Genomic DNA, 19,027 nt, shown 5'->3' with positions numbered 1-19,027 from the left:
CGAAAATGACTAATACTAGCCAAACTCTAGCTAATCTTTCCTCTCAGCAAAAACTTCAACTCATTGAAAAATTGCGACAACAAAAGGAAAAAGCTAATTCAGATACAGTTACTTTAGTTGATTTTTCTAACTTTGATCAACAGCCAGCTTACCAGCAAATGAAGCGGCAATTGATGCAACTTGAAGCAATTGGTTTACAAAACCCTTACTTCAAAATTCATCAAGGAGTAGCTCGCAATATCACCCAAATTGGTGAGCAAGAATTGATTAATTATTCAACCTATAACTATCTGGGAATGTCAGGAGATCCCAAGGTTTCTCAAGCAGCCAAAGATGCTATTGATCGTTATGGAACTTCTGTCTCAGCTAGTCGTGTAGCATCAGGGGAAAAACCCATCCACCGAGAATTAGAACAGGAAATTGCTAATTTACTGGGAGTAGAAGATGCGATCGTTTATGTGGGAGGACACTCTACTAATGTTATTACTATTAGTCATCTTTTTGGACGCAATGATCTGATTGTTTATGACGCACTGAGTCACAATAGCGTTGTTCAGGGTTGTCTTTATTCAGGAGCAAATTTGTTCTCCTTTGCTCACAATGATGGGCAATCTCTTGAACAAATTCTTAAAGACAAACGTTCCAGCTATGAAAAAGCTTTGATTATCATTGAAGGAGTCTATAGCATGGATGGTGATATTGCCAACTTACCTAAGTTTATTGAACTTAAGAAACGTTATAAGACGGCTTTAATGATTGATGAAGCTCACTCTATTGGTGTACTTGGAAAGTCAGGACATGGTATTGGAGAATATTTCGGAGTTAACCCTACAGATGTAGATTTATGGATGGGAACTTTAAGTAAATCTTTCGCTAGTTGTGGTGGATATATTGCCGGCAACCATGCTTTGATTGAGTATCTCAAATACACTGCTCCCGGTTTTGTCTATAGTGTTGGCATTTCTCCGCCTAATGCCGCTGCTGCCTTAGCTGCCATTCGATTATTAAATGTAGAACCTGAGCGTGTAGAACTTTTGCATCAACGGGCAAAACTGTTTCTCCAGTTAGCCAAAGAAAGGGGACTTAATACAGGATTAAGCTATGATTCTGCGGTTATTCCCGTGATTATTGGCAATTCTTTGCAATGTATTCAACTGTCTCAAGCTCTTTTCTATCGTGGTATTAATGTTCAACCGGTGATTTATCCGGCTGTCTCAGAACAAACAGCAAGATTGCGGTTTTTTATGAGTTGTACTCATAGTGAGGAAGAAATTCGTTTTACGGTTGAAACGGTTGCTGATGAATTGAAAAAGATTCAAAGCTAATAGCTAAGTAGTCGGACATAAATTCTGTCGTCTGTCTTAAGAAATGTAATTCTGGCAATTCTTGCTGACTCCTGACTCCTGACTCCTGACTCCCACGGTTAACTTTACTTTTGTCTGACCACTTATCCGGTTTTTCATTCTAATCCGGCGTTCTCTAGTTTTTTTCTCTTTCTCGTTTTTATTCTTATTTGATTTTACTCATTTAGAGGCAAAAAAATGACTAGACTTTTAAAAATGCCAAAGCTGCTCTATCAAGTTGCTAAGGTAAAACTAAGCCAAGGGAATTCTAACCCTATTGCTGATTATGATAAAGGGGCTGTGTCTTTCGACGATTACTACTCTCGGAATCTTGGCAGTAGTGCTTTAGAACTTTGGGAAAAATTACCAGTTAAAGAAGGCCAAGTTATTGTCGATCTTGCTTGTGGTACTGGATTTTTTACTACCAAATTAGCTCACGCAGTTGGACAAACAGGTCAAATAATTGCTGTGGATCTCTCGGCTGGAATGCTCGAAAAAAATCAAGAAAAAGCTGTGAATCAAAATTTGAACAATATTCGCTTTGTTCAGTTAGATGGCCTTTCATTTTTAGAGAGTTTATCTTCTAATTGTCTCGATGGTTTGGTTTGTGGTTGGGGAACTTGCTATATGAATCATACTCGCTTGAGACAACAGCTAGAAAGAGTGCTAAAAACAGGTGGTTTTTTCGGAATGATTGACAATACCTCTTCCTCTTTAAAAGATGTTTCTGATCTATTCACCCAGGTTTTAATGGATTATCCTCATGCAATGATCAAAAATATAAATATCAATCTTCCTAAAAATAACGATTACTTGATTAAAACTTTTGGTCATGGTCATCTTAAATCACAAAACGCATGGAATGGTGAAGTTATTATTCCTTGTGTTAATGGAGAGCAAATAGCTGATTATATGCTAAAATCTGTGGCATCTGCTGGTTTTATCGATGCCTTAGATCCGGCTTTAATACCTCAAATCTTTGAGACTTTTGTTAGTTACGCCAATCAGAGATTTTACTCTCAAAATCCCGTGGTAGTTAGGCATAAATTTTGTGCATTAGTAGCGATCAAAAATTAAACAAATTTGGTCAGATATAAGCAAAGTTTTTAGCTGACTTATTGATGACAATTTGGCTGGTTTTAATCATTAATATTTGATGAAAACCAGCCAAGAATGAGCTGCATGAAAGTATCTAAAGGCTCACTATTTTCTGTACAAATTATTTATAATGGATGTGTGATATAATATAATCCAGTAGTTGAGAAAACCTAAACATGATTACCAGTTATCTAGAGCAAAAACAACGAAAGAAATAGCTATGAAAAATGATTCATTATCCAAGTCTTATCATCCTTTACGCTGGATTTTAGCCATTGCTATTGCTGCTACAACTATCACCAGTGTGGGGGGAGTTTATCAAGTTTTCCCCCTCAGATGGAATAATTCATCGCCCTCTGAATCAAAAGCAACAACGCCCCCTATTACCAAAGTAGCAGCATTAGGAAGATTAGAACCAGAAAGTGAAGTTATCCGTCTAGATGCTCCCTTGCCTTTAGATGGCGATCGCATAGAACAATTATTAGTTAAAGAAGGAGATAAAATAGTAACAGGACAAGTAATTGCGATTTTAGATTCTCGTAACCGTTTACAATCAGTAGTTAAACAAAATCAAGAACAGTTAAAAGTAGTTCAAGCGCGTCTAGCTCAAGTTAAAGCAGGGGCAAAGGTTGGAGAGATTAATGCTCAAAAAGCGATGGTAGAAAAGGCTAAAGCTGATTTAGAGGGACAAACTAGAGAGCAAAAGGCAACTATAGCCAAACTACAAGCACAGTTACAGGGAGAAAAAGCCACACAAAAAGCGACAATTGCCCGTTTACAAGCAGAACTAGAAAATGCTAAAACTGAATGTCAACGTTATCAGATGTTATATCAAGATGGAGTCGTATCTAGTTCTGATTATGATAGTAAGTGTCTCAATCAAAAAACCCTGCAAGAAAGTCTCAAAGAAGCGCAAGCAGATCTACAACGTATTATTACCACTTATCAAGAACAGATCGCCGAAGCTCAAGCTAACTTAGAGCGTACTAAGGCAACAGGAATACAGCAAATTCAACAAGCAAAAGCTACCCTTAATCAAGTGGCTGAAGTTCGTCCAGTTGATCTACAAATAGCGCAAGCAGAAGTTGATAATGCTGTGGCTAATTTACAACAAGCAGAAACCAACTTAAATCAAGTTTATATCAAGAGTCCTATTAACGGACAAATTCTCAAAATTCATACGCGAGTTGGCGAAAAAATTGGTGATTCTGGTTTGCTAGAACTGGCACAAACAAATAATATGGTGGCTGTAGCAGAGGTGTATCAAACTGATATTGATAAAGTGAAACTGGGACAACAAGCTGTCATTACTAGCCAAGCTTTTTCGGGTAAATTAAAGGGGACTGTCTCTCAAATTGGTTTACAAGTAAATCGGCAAAATGTCTTTAGTAGTCAACCAGGAGAAAATCTAGATCGCCGAGTCATAGAAGTCAAAATCCTTCTCAATTCTCAAGATAGTCAACGGGTAGCCAGCTTAACTAATTTGCAAGTACAAGTAGAAATACAAGTTGACAATCCTAATTCTTAAACCCTTAATATTGAGCCAATATATGCCAAAGAAACTGTTTCGTAAAACTCCCCTAGCCTTACTTCAGCTAATGAAAGAAAAAATTCGTCTTAGCGTTGCGATCGCTGGAATTGCCTTTGCTGATATTCTTATGTTTTTCCAATTGGGAATGTTAGATGCTTTGTTTGATGGTGCTGCGAAATCTCATCAACTTTTACAAGCGGATCTAGTCTTAGTAAACTCTCAGTTTCAAACCCTATACTTGGTTAAACAATTTCCGAGAGAACGATTATTTCAAACCCTCGCTTATGAACAGGTAGAATCAGTTTTACCTATCTATATAGGGTTTGCTCAGTGGCGCAATCCTGAAACTCAAATCAATCGCAATATTTTAGTTTGGGGAATTGATCCTGTTAATCCACCTTTTCTCCCTACAGAAATTAAGTCACATCAATCACAGTTAAACCAACTCAACCGAATCCTATTTGATCAAGGATCTCGACCAGAATACGGACCAATGACTGATTCATTCAAACAGCAAGGAAATGTAGAAATCCAGATGAATGATAAAACAGTAGATTTGATAGGTTTATTTAATATAGGAGCTTCTTTTGTAACTGATGGGAATGTCATTACCAGCGATTCGACTTTTCTTAACCTCTTTCCTGATAATAAACCTGATAGAATATCTATGGGTTTGATTAGGTTAAAATCAGGAGCTTCTCTTGAAAAAATTCAGGAACAATTGACAGCTAATTTACCCAAAGATGTGAAAGTGTTTACTCCGGCTCAATTAGCTCAAAATGAGATTAATTACTGGGAAGCTCAAGGGATTGGTTTTGTTTTTGGTTTAGGGGTAATGGTAGGGTTTATTGTTGGTATTGTAATTGTTTATCAGATTCTTTATGCTGATGTATCAGATCACTTACCAGAATATGCTACTATGAAAGCTATGGGCTACAGTGATGGCTACTTACTCGGTGTCTTAATACAGGCTTCATTATTATTAGCTATTTTAGGTTATATTCCAGGCTTTTTCTTTTCGATCGGACTGTATCAACTTGGTTATAGTGCTACTCAATTACCAATTATGATGAAGGTTAGTCGTGCTGTCATGGTATTAATATTGACAATTACTATGTGTGCTGTTTCTGGGGTGATCGCCATGAATAAACTGCGTTCTGCTGACCCAGCTGATATTTTTTAGTTTCGAGGATAGTTACAACTATGGAAATGCTGCAAATTGAATCTGTAACTTCATTAGAACCTGTTATATCTATCAATTCTCTTAATCACTATTTTGGCGAAGGAAAACTGCGTAAACAGGTATTATTTGATATTACTCTTAATATTAATCTAGGAGAAATTGTCATCTTAACAGGTCCTTCCGGCTCCGGCAAAACTACCCTACTAACTCTGATGGGGGGGTTACGTTCCGCTCAAGAAGGGAGTCTCAAAATTTTGGGACAACAAATATATGGAGCAAGCAAAAACCAATTAACCCAGCTTCGTAAACAACTTGGCTATATTTTTCAAGCACATAATTTAATGAGTTTTCTGACTGCTAAACAAAATGTTCGCTTATCTCTGGAACTTCATGAAGAATTTCTTCAGGAAGATTTAGACATCAAAGCACAAGCGATCTTAGAAACAGTTGGCTTAGGAAACCGAGTCGATTATTACCCAGAAAATTTGTCTGGGGGACAAAAACAACGAGTGGCGATCGCTCGCGCCCTCGTCAGTCATCCCAAATTAGTCCTCGCTGATGAACCGACCGCAGCCTTAGATAGACAATCCGGGCGCAATGTGGTGGAAATCATGCAGAAATTGGCAAAAGAACAAGGTTGCACGATTTTACTTGTCACCCACGATAACCGGATTTTCGACATCGCCGATCGCATTGTCAATATGGAGGATGGTCGTTTAGGCGATTAACTGCCCAAAAATTACTTGCCAAAAAGTGGCCTTTCATGTTAGACTAAAGTAATGTCATCTTGGAGAGGTGGCAGAGTGGTCGAATGCGGCAGATTGCTAATCTGTTGTACGAATCGTAAGACCGTACCGAGGGTTCGAATCCCTCCCTCTCCGTCTTCTTTCGGTATTTTCGATGACTGCTCGCCAAGATTATTTCTGCTCCGTATATGGTCCGGTTGCCTCTTGGCGTTTCGGCAGTTCCTTGGGCATCGATCCGATTGGTTTAGTTTCTACCTGTTCCTTTAACTGTGCTTACTGTCAGTTAGGAGAAATTGAGCAAAAAACCGAGCAACGAAGAGTTTTTATCACCAGCGAACAAATTAGCAGCGATTTAAGTGCCTTTGCCCCCTGGGACGTGGATATAGTCACTCTCAGTGGTAGCGGGGAACCCACCCTCGCCCTCAATTTAGGGGAAATACTGGCCACCGTCAAGGAAATAACCGAGCGGCCGGTGGCGGTCTTAACCAATAGTACCCTTTTGGGAGATGCCCAAGTGCGTCAAGACTTGAGCAAAGCTGATATCGTCGCCGCTAAAATCGATGCTGTTTCCGAGGCCCAATGGCGACGGGTTAACCGTCCGGTCTCCGGTCTGGATTGGCAGGAGCTTTGGTGGGGATTAAGACAATTTCGCCAAGAATGGTCGGGAAAACTAGCAATTCAAACCATGCTACTGGCCTCTTGGTCGCCCCAAGATCAAGACCGATACATCGATTTGATGCAACAGCTACAACCGGATGAAATTCAACTTAACACCCCGACCCGTCCCCGGGCCAGACAAAGACAATTAGAAACCCGCGGTAATAATCCCCTCACCGCTGCCGACGGAATGCAAATTCTCAAACCCGTAAACGCTGAAATATTGGCGATTTGGGCGGAAAAAATTGCCACGGCCACGGGAATTACCGTGCGCTGTGTGCCGCTTACCGCCACAGGTCTCTAGGGCTTCGGCCGGGGTTTTTCTTCTTTCGGCTTGACATTAAAATAAGCCTCCATTACCTGACGTACCATAGGTGCGGCCACTTTACCACCACCACCGCCGGAATGTTCCGCAAAGGCGACCACGACAATTTCGGGCTTATCAAAAGGCGCGAAAGCTCCAAACCAAGCGTGGGACTTGCCTGGAGGTGCTTCTGCTGTGCCGCTTTTGCCCGCTACAGGCGGTAAAGCGGGGTCTGATAGGGCCCGTCCCGTTCCTTCCGCTACCACGGCTCTCAGGGACTTTCTCAGGGTGTCTAGGGTGCTAGGTTTCATGTTCAAAGATTTTCGCCATTCCTTAACATCCCGGGCATCCTGTAAAAGGTGCGGTTTCACCAAAAAACCGCCGTTAGCGGGGACAGCAAACATCACAGCTACCTGTAGGGGAGTCGCCAGGGTAAATCCTTGACCGATCGACATATTAATCGTATCCCCTACGGACCAATCCCAGTTTTTAAAATTACGCAGTTTCCAATCGCGATCGGCAATTAACCCCGGAGTTTCTTCCGCTAATTCTATCCCAGTTTTCTGACCGAAACCGTAGCGCCGAGCCGTGGCAATTAAAGTCGGTCCCCCCACCCCGCGACCAATTTGACCGTGAAAAGTGTTACTACTCATGGCCATGGCCCGGACAAAACCGATCGGACCAAAACCGGCGTGATTCCATTCCCCGAAAGCTGTCCCCCCCACATAAAGGGCAGCAAAGGTATTTAAGACCGTATTGGGGGGAAATTTCCCCGATTCCATGCCAGCAGTGGCAGTGACGACTTTAAAGGTGGAAGCGGGGGGGAATCCTTGGAGAGCGCGGTTAACAAACGGGTTGCCCTCCGCTTGCAGTTTTTTCCAAGTGGCGGTGGTAATTGGGGCCGAGAAAACATTGGGATCAAAACTAGGATAACTGACCATGGCCCGCACGGAACCATCCCGGGGATCGATCGCCACGATTGCACCTTTGCGTTTTCCTAAAGCGGCCTCGGCGGCTTTTTGGAGTTTTAAATCTAGTGTCAGGGTGACATCTTGCCCCGGTTTAGCAATTTTTTGGCCGAGAATTTGGATTACTTGTCCCGATCCGTTGACCTCTAACTGCATTCCCCCCCATTCTCCCCGCAATTTTGACTCGTAGGCGGCTTCTACACCCATTTTACCGACGACATCTCCCAACCGGTAGCCCTGGGGTCTTTTGGCTTGATATTCCTCCGGGGTTAGTTCCCCGGTATAACCGAGAATATGCGCCCCGATTTTACCATTGGGATAGTAGCGCACTGATTCCACGTCCACTTCAATGCCGGTTAATTCGTCCTTGTATTCCTCTAGGGCGATAATTTGGGCCGGAGTTAAACCCCTAGCGATGCGGATCAGGGTGGAGGGGTTTTCGTCCGCTTCGTTAATGCGTTTTTCTAGGTCGCTTCTGGGAATGCCTAAAATACTGGCTAAACGGTCAAGATTGAGTTTTTGAGCGGGATTACGCTGGGATTTGGGCCAAATATAGGCTGCATGGGTTAAACGGGCTGTCGCCAAAACTTTGCCATTGCGATCGAATAAGTTGCCCCGGACTGGGGGTTTGGGAAGAATGCGAATCCGGTTATTTTCTGCCCTTTCTCGGTTAATTTGTCCTTGCTGCAGTTGTAAATAGGCCAAGCGCGAGCCAACTCCTCCTAGCAGGACAATGCTAATTAATCCCATAATTAGCCATGACTGACGCTGACGACCGACTAGACGCTCTTTATCTTTAGTTTTATTCTGTGATTTATTCGGCCCTGGCCGCGTCGGCGAGGTGAGCGTTTTTTTCCGTTTCAGTTTGACTTTGGTTTTTGATAGGAGTCCGCTATTACGCATTTGCTTAAAGTTAAAAATTTAAAAGTTATTAGTCATCAGTTAAGGACTTGCGTGGGAATAATATCCCAGCCAGAAAATCGCTCTGTAGAAGAATTAGACCAGCCAGATGGCACATTATCAAAGCGCAAGTCCCTAACATCTCGAAGGCTCTCGCCCTACTTAGGGTGATCAGCAAACCTGATCGATCGGAGGGCGCAAGCTTTGCGCCCCTACAGTAACGGATTTTGTCCACAATGTAGGGGCGAACTGCGTTCGCCCAAAAGGTACATTATCAAAGCGCAAGTCCCTTATCAGATTTGAGTTCTAAGTGAGCAGTATGTATTAAGTGAGCAGTATTAAATAGTAGTTTGCCACTGTCTTTTCACTGGTTACTGATCACTGAAAAGGACGCAATACTAGGTGATTTAGCTCCTCTGTTTACTAAAGTTCAGGGTATCCGCAATATATCTTAACAAAATCGGAGTAAATACTGGGAGTGGAAGGAACCACTCCAGACACAGAGGACACAAAGATTGATCGCTTCTATAGTAAGTTAAAGAGGGCCAGGAAACTGGCGCACACATACAGTTAAGAGTTTGTCAAGTATTTCTTAACTATGCTCAAAATGTAATCACACTGCGGATAGAATCCCCTTGGCGCATCAGGTCAAAGGCCTCGTTAATTCTTGCCAGAGGTAGAACGTGGGTGATTAAATCATCAATGTTAATCTTGCCGTCCATGTACCAATCGACTATTTTTGGTACATCTGTACGACCTCTCGCTCCACCAAAAGCCGTACCTTTCCAGACCCGTCCGGTGACTAATTGAAAAGGACGGGTACTAATTTCCTGGCCGGCCCCGGCTACACCGATAATAGTGGCAACACCCCAACCCTTATGGCAACATTCCAAAGCTTGACGCATAATCTGGACATTGCCGATACACTCAAAACTATAATCGGCCCCACCCTTAGTTAAATCCACCAGATAGGCCACTAAATCCCCCTCGATTTCTTGGGGATTAACAAAATGAGTCATCCCGAATTTGGTCGCTAAAGCTTGTTTCTGGGGATTGATATCGACCCCGACAATCATATCGGCTCCCACCAAACGGGCCCCTTGAATAACGTTTAAACCGATACCTCCCAGACCAAAAACCACCACTTTTGCCCCCGGTTCCACTTTAGCGGTATTAATCACCGCACCGATACCTGTAGTGACTCCGCAGCCGATATAACAGACTTTTTCAAAGGGAGCATCGGGGCGAATCTTGGCTAGAGAAATCTCCGGCAGCACGGTATAGTTAGCAAAAGTCGAGGTTCCCATGTAGTGATAAAGAGGCTGACCATCGAGGGAAAAACGACTGGTTCCATCCGGCATTACTCCCCGACCTTGGGTAAGACGAATCGCTTGACAGAGATTGGTTTTAAAGCTGAGACAGTATTCGCACTGACGACATTCGGGAATGTATAGGGGAATAACATGATCCCCCACTTTTAGGCTAGTGACACCTTTTCCCACTTCTACCACGATTCCGGCCCCTTCATGGCCTAAAATTGAGGGAAATAAGCCTTCAGGATCGGCTCCAGAGAGAGTATAGGCATCGGTGTGACAAACTCCCGTGGCTTTGATTTCTACTAACACTTCCCCCGCTTGCGGTGCGGCTAATTTTACCGTTTCAATAGTTAGGGGTTTTCCTGCTTCTAGGGCAACTGCCGCTCGAACATCCATAGGCTCAAAGCAATAGGTTTTTTCCAGTATAATACCGTTAAACTGCTGAAGAGTTGTAATAGAACAATTCTCAACTTATCTCTATGTTAGTCCTCACCATCCGCGAAGAAGGAATTAACGATGGTGGCTTTACTGCTACTCTCAATTTTGATAGCGGTAACAGCTACCCAATTACGGTTACTGACCCCTTTACTAACCAAGAAGAAAAAGACCTAGAATGGTACTTTGAGGAATGGTTAGTATTTCCGACGCTAGAGACGGATAAGGCGCAAAAAGCCGCCAACAGCGTCCAAAACTATGGCGAAAACCTATTTAAACAGGTTTTCCAGAGTAATTTAAATGCTTATGGGGAATATCGAGACTTGCGAAAGCAGTTAAGTCAACTGCAAATTATCATCGAAAGTCAGTCGCCAGAATTTCAAGCTTTACATTGGGAAGCACTAAAAGATCCTGATTTACCGCGTCCCTTTTCTATAGATTGTATCATCTCCCGCCAGCGTCGAGGGGCTACAGTTGTCCCGGTGCAAATGGCCACTTATCCTACTATCAATCTTCTGGTGGTGATTGCGCGTCCTAATGAGGAATCTGATGTTAACTATCGCACGATTTCCCGTCCTTTAGTAGAACTGGTAAATAGTAGTGAAATACCGGTAAAAATTGATATATTGCGTCCCGGAACTTATGAATCACTAACCAGACATCTGGATGAGAAGGGAGAAGGATACTATCATGTTATTCATTTCGATGTTCATGGCGGATTAATGGAATATGAACAGTACCAAAGACAGGTTCACGGGGATTCTTGGCGCTATCAAAGGGGATGGGGACTGGAGGATTTAGCAGAATATGAGGGAGTAAAAGCTTTTCTGTTTCTGGAAGGAGAAGAAAAAGGTCAAGCGACTCCGGTAGAAGCGACGGAATTAGCGAATTTACTCACTGGGAAAAATATCCCTATTTGTATTCTCAATGCTTGTCAGTCAGCAAAGCAAATTTCCCAGGAATCAGAAGACTATCGGGAAACCAGTTTAGGAAGTCGTTTGATGACTGCGGGAATGCAAGCAGTGGTGGCGATGGGATATTCGGTGACGGTTTCTGCAGCTAAGTTGATGATGAAACCAATTTATCAGCAATTATTGAACGGAAAAGACCTAACGGAAGCGATGCGAAAGGGACGGTTAGAGTTATTCAATAATAAGCAACGCCGCGCCTATTATAATACGATAATAGATTTGGAAGATTGGTTATTACCGGTGATTTATTGTCGCGGTAAAATTAATCTCAATTTGCGTCCATTTACTCCAGAAGAGGAGGAAAAATACTGGGAGCATATCGGCAATCAATATGTCTTTCCCTTACCAGAATACGGCTTTGTCGGCAGGGATTTAGAGATTCTCAAGATGGAAAAGGCGCTGCTGAAACATAATATCCTTTTACTCAAAGGAATGGGAGGGACAGGAAAAACTACTTTACTCAATTATCTACGAGAATGGTGGCAGAAAACCAACTGGGCGACCCATATTTTCTATTTTGGTTATGATAGAAAAGCTTGGACGTTAGAACAGATTGTCCATGAAATTGGTCAAGGAATTTATAATCGTTTTGAACAGGCGAGTTTCCAAGGGATGAACCTGAAAGCGCGAGTAAGGAAACTAGAGCAAAAACTCCGCAGTGAGGCGTATATTCTCATTTTAGATAATCTGGAGTCGGTGACGGGACAACCGTTAGCAATTCAGAATACTTTACCGGAGAATGAGAGGGAAGAAATCGCCGATTTTCTCACGAATTTGGTGGGGGGAAAAACGAAGGTGATTTTGGGTTCTCGCAGTGAGGAAACTTGGCTGCAACGCAGGACTTTTAAGGAGAATATCTATCAGTTACAAGGATTAGACCAAGAGTCGAGAACTGAATTAGCGGAGAGAATCTTAGAACGTCAGGCGAAGAGTCGGAAAAATGCGATTAAAAAGGATGATTATTTTAAGCGCTTGATGAAGTTGTTGGCGGGGTATCCGTTGGCGATGGAAGTGGTATTAGCGAATCTGAAGCGACAGTCACCGGAGGAGATTTGGCAAGGGTTACAGTTGGCGGAATTAGTTAATGTGGGGGATGAGGATAAGACTAATAATATCATCAAATGTGTGGAATATTCCCACAGTAATTTGTCGGAGGAGGCGCAGAAGTTGTTACTCTGTTTAGCACCTTTTAGTGGGTTTATTCACAGGGATTTAATTCCTTTTTACAGTGAAGAATTACAAAAATTAGAACCTTTACAAGGTTATCAATTTGACCAATTTGATGCAGCGATTGAAGAAGCAATTCATTGGGGTTTGCTTTCGCCGATGAGTGAAGAATTGTCGTATTTATTGACTATTCAGCCCATTTTTCCCTACTTCCTAAAAACGAAGTTAAAGGAATTAGCACCAGAGACACAAGCAGCAATTTGGGAGGGTTTTAAGAATCATTACCGAGACTTGGCAGATTATTATGAGAACTTACTAGATTCCAAAAATCCGCAAGAGAAGCAGTGGGGGATATTGTTCTGTCGCTGGGAGTATGAAAATCTGTTTAATGCGTTGCAGATTTGTTTGGAAAAGCAGGAAGATATTGGGATCTTCTTTTGCTTAAATAAATATTTTTCTGTTACCAATGATGTTAGTAGCAGACTGAAACTATGCGAGAGTGTTTGTCAAGCTTGTCAAACTTATCCTGAACAGATTAAAACTGGGATAATCGGTAGTAACATTGTTGGTGCTTTGGGCAATCTCGCCATCGCCTATCAAAATACAAAAAACTATGAACAGGCGAAACAGACTAATCTAAAAGTTATTGAATTAACTCAAAATCTCCAAGGGGTGGACGAGCAACAAAAAGCCTCAAAATTGGGATATATCTATCACAATTTGGGAATAGTAGCGCAAGAATTGAGGGAATGGGAGCAAGCCCGAAGCTACTACCAGCAAGCTATTGAGATCTTCATTGAATATGGAGATCGCTTTTCTCAAGCCAGAACCCTGCACCAGTTGGGATATTTAGCGCAAGAATTGAGGGAATGGGAGCAAGCCCGAAGCTACTACCTGCAAGCTATTGAGATCTTCATTGAATATGGCGATCGTTTCTCCCAAGCCAGAACCCTGCACCAGTTGGGATATTTAGCGGAAGAATTGAGGGAATGGGAGCAAGCCCGAAGCTACTACCTGCAAGCTATTGAGATCAAGATTGAATATGGGGATCGCTACTCCCAAGCCAGCACCCTGCACCAGTTGGGAATCGTAGCGCAACAATTGAGGGAATGGGAGCAAGCCCGAAGCTACTACCAGCAAGCTATTGAGATCTACATTGAATATGGCGATCGCTACGGGCAAGCCAACCCCCTGAACGAGTTGGGAATGGTAGCGCAAGCATTGAGGGAATTGAGCCAAGCCAAAAGTTATTACCTGCAAGCCTTACAAATTTTGGCAGAATTTAACGATAATTACACCATACAAACCTATTCTTTGCCTCGTCTTGTTGCTCTTTATCAGCAAACGCAAGATGAGGAGATTCTTGTCGGTATTGCTTCTGTTTTCGGGGTTGGGGTTGAGGAGGTGCGGGGTTTGCTGGAGGGTTAGAATGGGTTTTGGGTGTAGGCTGCGTGTTTGCGGCTATCAATTCAGTTAACGTAAGTAGCTGGTTATAATTAAATTAAAAATGGATTTTAGGTTCGATCCCCCCTGCCCCCCTTGATAAGGGGGGAATAACGAACCTAGTTTGTTGTTGCGCTTCAGCGCTAACTATTTCGGGCTTGCTGAAAAAGTAAGGGCGAAGCATTCGGATAGGAAATCTACGGTTTCAGCGATAGGTTATCGCCCGAATGCTTCGCCCCTACAATGTTGTGATCTACGGATGAGGTGTAATAGCGAGAATGGTGATTTCCCCCGAATGAGGTCCATAGCACCAGAAAATTCGATAGGCTCCCGGTGTATTCTGTTGGGCGTAGGCTTCAAAAACCTTCTGTGTTGCATCATAAGGGTTATCGAGGGAATTAAATTCGTGGGTTTTTAGTCCTGGATGTCTTGGGTTTGTACTGAGGAGCTTGAGGGCTTTTGTTACCTGTTTGTAGAGACCCTCTTGTTTCGATGCTTTTGTCCTACCTTGAGCCAGGCGAGTCTTTTGAGCCTGTTCCGCTTCTGCTCGCAATTCAGATAGAGTATTTCGAGCTTCCTGTGTCTGTCGTAAAGAGAAATTCAATTACTCCTCGACTTCTTCAGGAATAGATTCAGCAAACTCAAGCATAGCGTCTAAATCGACTGTTTCTTCAGCTAAATCTCCCGTGCGGGCTTCTGCGAGTCCCCGTTTGAGCGACTCGCGGACACTAGGATTCTGAAAAGCCCATAGTTCTCCCTCTGGAATCGCCACCATGGGAACCAAAAGAAGTTCCCCGCTTGCATTCATCAGTATTCGATAGTGACGGTTGCTACATTGAGTCCCAAGGCTAATCCGCCCTCGAGCGTCAGCCTGAATATCTTCTTCGATGAGCGAAAAATTCTGATACTCCATCACGTCTCCTCCTCTCTTCATATACTTATTCTAGATAAGTTACCCAATTTGGGCAATAGGGTTATGTCCATTTAGCTTCTCACTATCTAAAGAAAACAGGTTAAACTTGTTCGGGCTGGAGCCTTGACAACAAACCCAGTTTGTTGTTGCGCTCCCTTCGCTAAATTCTCTCCCCTTTCCTTGTAGGATAGGGTTCAGGGGAGAGGTCAATAATTAAGAACCCAATGCGATCACACTATTCGGCAACGATCAAGTATAATTAAGATAACAATGTTACTTAAAGAATAAAGTTAAGTTTGAATCTTCAATTAGGGTAACTCATGCAACTCGAAGACTATTTTAATTTTCTTGCTCCTAACGATATTCGGCTAAAAGGAACCCGCGTCGGTATTGAAACCATTTTACACGATTTCATTTACCAAGCCAAAACTCCCGAAGAAATTGCTAATACTTATCCATCTTTAACCCTCGAACAGGTATATGCGACGATTCTTTATTATCTTCATGAAAAAGAAAAAGTGAGCCAATATATCGCCGACTGGCTAGAATGGGGGCGAAAAATGCGAGAAGAACAGCGAAAAAATCCTCCGCCTGTGGTTGAACGACTGAGAAAATTGAAAGCTGAAATAACAGCCAAGCAGAAAGCTAATGACACTGAAATATTTAATTGATGAAAATGTTAATTCGGTGTATCCTCAACAATTGCGTCGCCGAGAACCAGAAATCATTATTCGAGTAGTTGGTGAACCAGATACACCAAAATTAGGTACATTAGATCCATAAATCTTGATTTGGTGTGAGGTGATGGGATTTATTTTAGTGACAAATAATCGTGCTTCTATGCCAGTACATTTAAGAGAACACTTCAACCAAAACCGTCACATTCCTGGAATTTTTATTCTCAATCAAGATTTAAGTATTGGTGATAACTTGTTAGAATTAATTGTAATTGCCAAAGGTTCTTTTGACAATGAATATGAAGACCGAATTGTACATTTACCGTTAACTTAATGAAATCCAAATGACCTTATTAAAACAATCGGACATTCAAGAAAATCCCACAACACTTTATGAACAAGATCTTCAGTTGTGGATTGAGCAAACTATTCATCAATTACAGAATCGACAGTTTGAACAACTGGATATAGAAAACTTAATTGAGGAGTTAAAAGATTTGGGTAAGTCAGAGAAACGCGCCTTAGAGAGCAACTTAATGGTCCTGTTGATTCACTTACTCAAATTAAAGATACAGCATGATGCTCCTGAGACAATGAAAGCAAGTTGGTATAATTCAGTAGATGAGCATCGTCAGCGCGTTCAAGATGATTTACTTAAGACTCCCTCTCTTAAATCTTATCTCTTAATCTCCATCACACAAGCCTATTCCAGCGCTCGTAAAGTCGCCATCAAACAGGGTAAACGCGCTCAATTTGGTATTCGTATTCCCCAAGAAAGTGAGTATCCCCTCGCTTGTCCTTTCACACCTGAACAGATTCTAAATGAGGACTTTTACGGGTAAAAACGAAAGTAAACATTATCGATAATAAAACCATGAAACCAGAATATGACCTTGCCAACATGAAAAATCGCCCGAATGACCTAACCCCCCTTCCCTGGGAAATAAGGGGGGAATAAAGTTTTTAACACCTAACTACTTATATCTCAATAAATCTCTTGGATAAATCATAGCAAAGTGAACCTTTCATGTACTCTAAATTAAGGAGAAGACGATGGCTAATCTGGATGATGTAGGAAGAGGGAAAGCAGCTGATAAAAACCTGAACGATGCTAACCGAAGCGATGTGCAGGTAAACAAAACAAGACCATATCCTTAACTGTTCTCTCTGATTTAGAGCAGTTAACCCTGTCAGTAACGGATATTTTGCTTGGTTAAATTAAAAATAGCAAATTACCATTAACGTAAGTGTTAATTAAAGAGGTAAATATGGTTCAATTTTTACAAGCAAAAGAAGTCACTCTCAGAGATTTAATTAATCATTTTCAACTACAGTTTATAGAAGATAAGCATTTTTTTGGGGAATGGCAGCAAGACCTAGAAGCAATCTCTGAACAAGAAAAAGAATTGTTAGATAAAATCAAAACAGGTTATTTAAACTTATTGAATTATCCTCCCTTTTTAGAAACTTCGGTGAGGATGACGGTTTTAGACCCATTATTATTTATTGGTAACTTTTATCTATTTCCCTTTCAGATTAAAGCAGAAGAGTCTGTTGAAATTATTACAAAAGAGCAAGATTTAATAATTAAAGGAAGGTTAGATACTTTAATTATAAAAGAGCAATTATGGGTAATGATTATTGAATCAAAACGGGTGATTTATTCCGTTGAAGTAGGTTTACCGCAATTATTAGCTTATTTAATGGTCAATCCTCATCCCAACCGTCCTAATTATGGAATGTTGACCAATGGTTCCGAGTTTTTATTTGTTAAATTATTATGGGACGGTAAACCTTTATACGGAACCTCTCGTTTATTTGCTATGAGAAATCCGGGGGATTTATACGAGGTTCTCAAAATCCTTAAACATCTCTGTCAGTCTAGCGAGGGGGTGGAATGAACCACAGAGACACAAAGGACACAAAGATCGATCGCTTCTATGGTAAGTTAAGCTGATCACACAGAACCTAGAAGAGCCTGGATTAGAGGAGATTCGGCTAATCTAAGGATGGGTGGTTAAGAATTTTTTCGGCTTTTCTTGACTATTTCAGCCTGATTTGTCCTGACAAGCTCAAGAATACGAGATTTTTTGTCTAGAATTGCCTAGCCTGAGAGGGGAATGGTAAAGTTAGATAAGAAAATTAAAGATGGTGTGATTAAAGTGAAATTTGCTGCTAGTACCTATTTTTCCCTGCTGCGTCATTGTGCCGTTCCTTTGCTCTCGATCGCCACTTTTACGCCAATTCTCTTAACTTATTTAGCCAAGGAAAAACCAGAAACCCCGCAACCCCAGGCAAATCTAGAGACTGCTGCCTCCCCTGCTCCTATTATCCCATCTCCGATCGCCCCCTTAACCGCGCCATCACCGAAACTATCCCCCTCTCCCCAATCTTCTGCGATTCCAAAATCAGCACCCTCTCCTCAGTCTTCCCTCTCAGCGCCGAAAAAAATAGCACCATCGGTTCAAACGTCCCCTAATACTTCCCCCAATACTGCCCCTAATACTGCCCCCGCTGCTGCGGCCAAACCAGTGATTAGACAACCCTTAGTGGTTCCCGCTAATTATACGCCGCCGGCCATAGAAATTCGCGTGGCGATTAAAAGGGATGTGGCCAGTGTTTTGATTGGAGTTAACGGGCCGGCGGTGATCACCGATCGCCAAGGTCGTGGTTTAAAAACGATTGCCACTAACGAGGGTTTACCGGTCATTCCAGGTGCCAATGGCTTAAAAATGGGCGATTTATCGCTGCCAGAGGTGATTTTTGTGCAGCCCACCAGTGCCGATGGTTTAGTTTATGTGGATGATGGTTGGTATCGGGGTAAAGTGCTGCTGGTTGCCCAAGGCGATCGCTTGTTAGTGGTCAATCATGTTAATTTAGAGGCCTATCTCTATAGTGTGGTGGGGAGTGAAATGCACTCCACTGCGCCAATGCACGCTTTAAAGGCACAAGCGATCGCCGCTCGTTCTTATGCCCTAGTACACATGATGCGCCCCGCTAATGCTTGGTTTCATCTGGGTAATAGCCAACGCTGGCAGGTATATAAAGGCATTCGCTCGGAGTATCAATCGACTCACCAGGCGGTTAATGCCACTGCTGGGCAGATTCTCAGCTATAAAGGGGGTGTAGTCGAGTCTCTTTATGCTGCCACCGATGAAATTGTCGCTTGGGCTCACGGTGGTCGCGGTATGAGTCAAACTGGGGCCTATAAATTAGCGGAAAAAGGCCTAGATTATCAACAAATTCTCGGTAATTATTATCCCGGAGTTGGTTTAGCTCGTCTAGTTCTACAAAATTAGATTGATAGGCTTTCTCGACTGAAAACTCAAATCTGATCACTGATAACTGATCACTGATAACTGAAATGCCGACCAT

General features: G+C 42.3%; 15 protein-coding genes, 1 tRNA gene and 1 pseudogene. 13 read left to right on the top strand and 4 right to left on the bottom strand.

Annotated elements, in window-relative coordinates; translation table 11 throughout:
• Positions 1 to 5 precede the first annotated feature (5 nt).
• From IM507_RS07170 to IM507_RS07140, 7 genes are all read left to right on the top strand, one after another.
• Complete coding sequence (locus tag IM507_RS07170) at positions 6 to 1,325, top strand: aminotransferase class I/II-fold pyridoxal phosphate-dependent enzyme (RefSeq protein WP_123231174.1); 1,320 nt, start codon at positions 6 to 8, stop codon at positions 1,323 to 1,325.
• 216 nt (positions 1,326 to 1,541) lie between these two features.
• On the top strand, positions 1,542 to 2,420 hold the full coding sequence (locus IM507_RS07165) for a class I SAM-dependent methyltransferase (protein WP_123231173.1): 879 nt from the start codon (positions 1,542 to 1,544) through the stop codon (positions 2,418 to 2,420).
• Between the two features lie 241 nt (positions 2,421 to 2,661).
• On the top strand, positions 2,662 to 3,969 hold the full coding sequence (locus IM507_RS07160; protein WP_069473820.1) for an ABC exporter membrane fusion protein: 1,308 nt from the start codon (positions 2,662 to 2,664) through the stop codon (positions 3,967 to 3,969).
• Between the two features lie 22 nt (positions 3,970 to 3,991).
• Positions 3,992 to 5,155 carry an ABC transporter permease DevC gene (devC, locus tag IM507_RS07155; protein WP_069473819.1) on the top strand — a complete coding sequence of 388 codons (1,164 nt, stop codon included), beginning with the start codon at positions 3,992 to 3,994 and terminating at the stop codon, positions 5,153 to 5,155.
• 20 nt (positions 5,156 to 5,175) lie between these two features.
• Positions 5,176 to 5,883 (top strand): DevA family ABC transporter ATP-binding protein, encoded by a 708-nt coding sequence (locus tag IM507_RS07150; protein ID WP_016517166.1) that lies wholly within the window; start codon positions 5,176 to 5,178, stop codon positions 5,881 to 5,883.
• A 61-nt stretch (positions 5,884 to 5,944) separates the two neighbouring features.
• A tRNA-Ser gene (locus tag IM507_RS07145) sits at positions 5,945 to 6,036 on the top strand.
• A gap of 19 nt (positions 6,037 to 6,055) precedes the next feature.
• The gene (locus tag IM507_RS07140) at positions 6,056 to 6,862 is read left to right on the top strand and encodes a radical SAM protein (RefSeq protein ID WP_287636828.1); all 807 of its coding nucleotides are present in this window, start codon (positions 6,056 to 6,058) and stop codon (positions 6,860 to 6,862) included.
• Here the strand turns inward: IM507_RS07140 and mrdA are convergent.
• Together mrdA and IM507_RS07130 are read right to left on the bottom strand one after the other, a co-directional pair.
• A complete protein-coding gene (gene mrdA / locus IM507_RS07135) occupies positions 6,859 to 8,733 on the bottom strand; it encodes a penicillin-binding protein 2 (protein ID WP_287636827.1) in 1,875 nt (624 codons plus the stop codon). The genes IM507_RS07140 and mrdA overlap by 4 nt on opposite strands.
• A 599-nt stretch (positions 8,734 to 9,332) precedes the next feature.
• Positions 9,333 to 10,442, bottom strand: a complete 1,110-nt coding sequence (locus IM507_RS07130) for an S-(hydroxymethyl)glutathione dehydrogenase/class III alcohol dehydrogenase (RefSeq protein ID WP_104398183.1) — start codon at positions 10,440 to 10,442, stop codon at positions 9,333 to 9,335.
• A gap of 83 nt (positions 10,443 to 10,525) precedes the next feature.
• Here IM507_RS07130 and IM507_RS07125 point away from each other — a divergent pair, with 83 nt between their 5' ends.
• Positions 10,526 to 14,047 (top strand): tetratricopeptide repeat protein, encoded by a 3,522-nt coding sequence (locus tag IM507_RS07125; protein ID WP_287636826.1) that lies wholly within the window; start codon positions 10,526 to 10,528, stop codon positions 14,045 to 14,047.
• Positions 14,048 to 14,315: 268 nt separating this feature from the next.
• Here the strand turns inward: IM507_RS07125 and IM507_RS07120 are convergent, their stop codons facing one another.
• Together IM507_RS07120 and IM507_RS07115 are read right to left on the bottom strand one after the other, a co-directional pair.
• Positions 14,316 to 14,666, bottom strand: a complete 351-nt coding sequence (locus IM507_RS07120; RefSeq protein WP_004268952.1) for a hypothetical protein — start codon at positions 14,664 to 14,666, stop codon at positions 14,316 to 14,318.
• On the bottom strand, positions 14,667 to 14,975 hold the full coding sequence (locus tag IM507_RS07115) for a hypothetical protein (RefSeq protein ID WP_353847149.1): 309 nt from the start codon (positions 14,973 to 14,975) through the stop codon (positions 14,667 to 14,669).
• Positions 14,976 to 15,295: 320 nt separating this feature from the next.
• Here IM507_RS07115 and IM507_RS07110 point away from each other — a divergent pair, with 320 nt between their 5' ends.
• The 5 genes and pseudogenes from IM507_RS07110 (at position 15,296) to IM507_RS07090 (ending at position 18,951) form a co-directional block, all read left to right on the top strand.
• Positions 15,296 to 15,646 (top strand): DUF433 domain-containing protein, encoded by a 351-nt coding sequence (locus IM507_RS07110; RefSeq protein ID WP_002749951.1) that lies wholly within the window; start codon positions 15,296 to 15,298, stop codon positions 15,644 to 15,646.
• Positions 15,624 to 15,986: pseudogene (locus IM507_RS23470) on the top strand (DUF5615 family PIN-like protein). Before IM507_RS07110 ends, IM507_RS23470 begins: the two are co-directional and overlap by 23 nt.
• A gap of 10 nt (positions 15,987 to 15,996) precedes the next feature.
• Positions 15,997 to 16,494, top strand: coding sequence for a DUF29 domain-containing protein (locus IM507_RS07100; RefSeq protein WP_002749948.1), 498 nt, complete (start codon positions 15,997 to 15,999; stop codon positions 16,492 to 16,494).
• 426 nt (positions 16,495 to 16,920) lie between these two features.
• Positions 16,921 to 17,553 carry a type I restriction endonuclease gene (locus IM507_RS07095; RefSeq protein ID WP_287636823.1) on the top strand — a complete coding sequence of 211 codons (633 nt, stop codon included), beginning with the start codon at positions 16,921 to 16,923 and terminating at the stop codon, positions 17,551 to 17,553.
• A 219-nt stretch (positions 17,554 to 17,772) separates the two neighbouring features.
• Positions 17,773 to 18,951 (top strand): SpoIID/LytB domain-containing protein, encoded by a 1,179-nt coding sequence (locus tag IM507_RS07090; RefSeq protein WP_287636822.1) that lies wholly within the window; start codon positions 17,773 to 17,775, stop codon positions 18,949 to 18,951.
• Positions 18,952 to 19,027: the final 76 nt, after the last annotated feature.

The sequence above is a fragment of the Microcystis sp. M20BS1 genome (assembly GCF_020245305.1).
GTDB classification, from domain to species: Bacteria; Cyanobacteriota; Cyanobacteriia; order Cyanobacteriales; family Microcystaceae; genus Microcystis; species Microcystis ichthyoblabe_A.
Note: the sequence above shows the minus strand (reverse complement) of the source record. Positions and strands in the feature narration are given on the sequence as shown.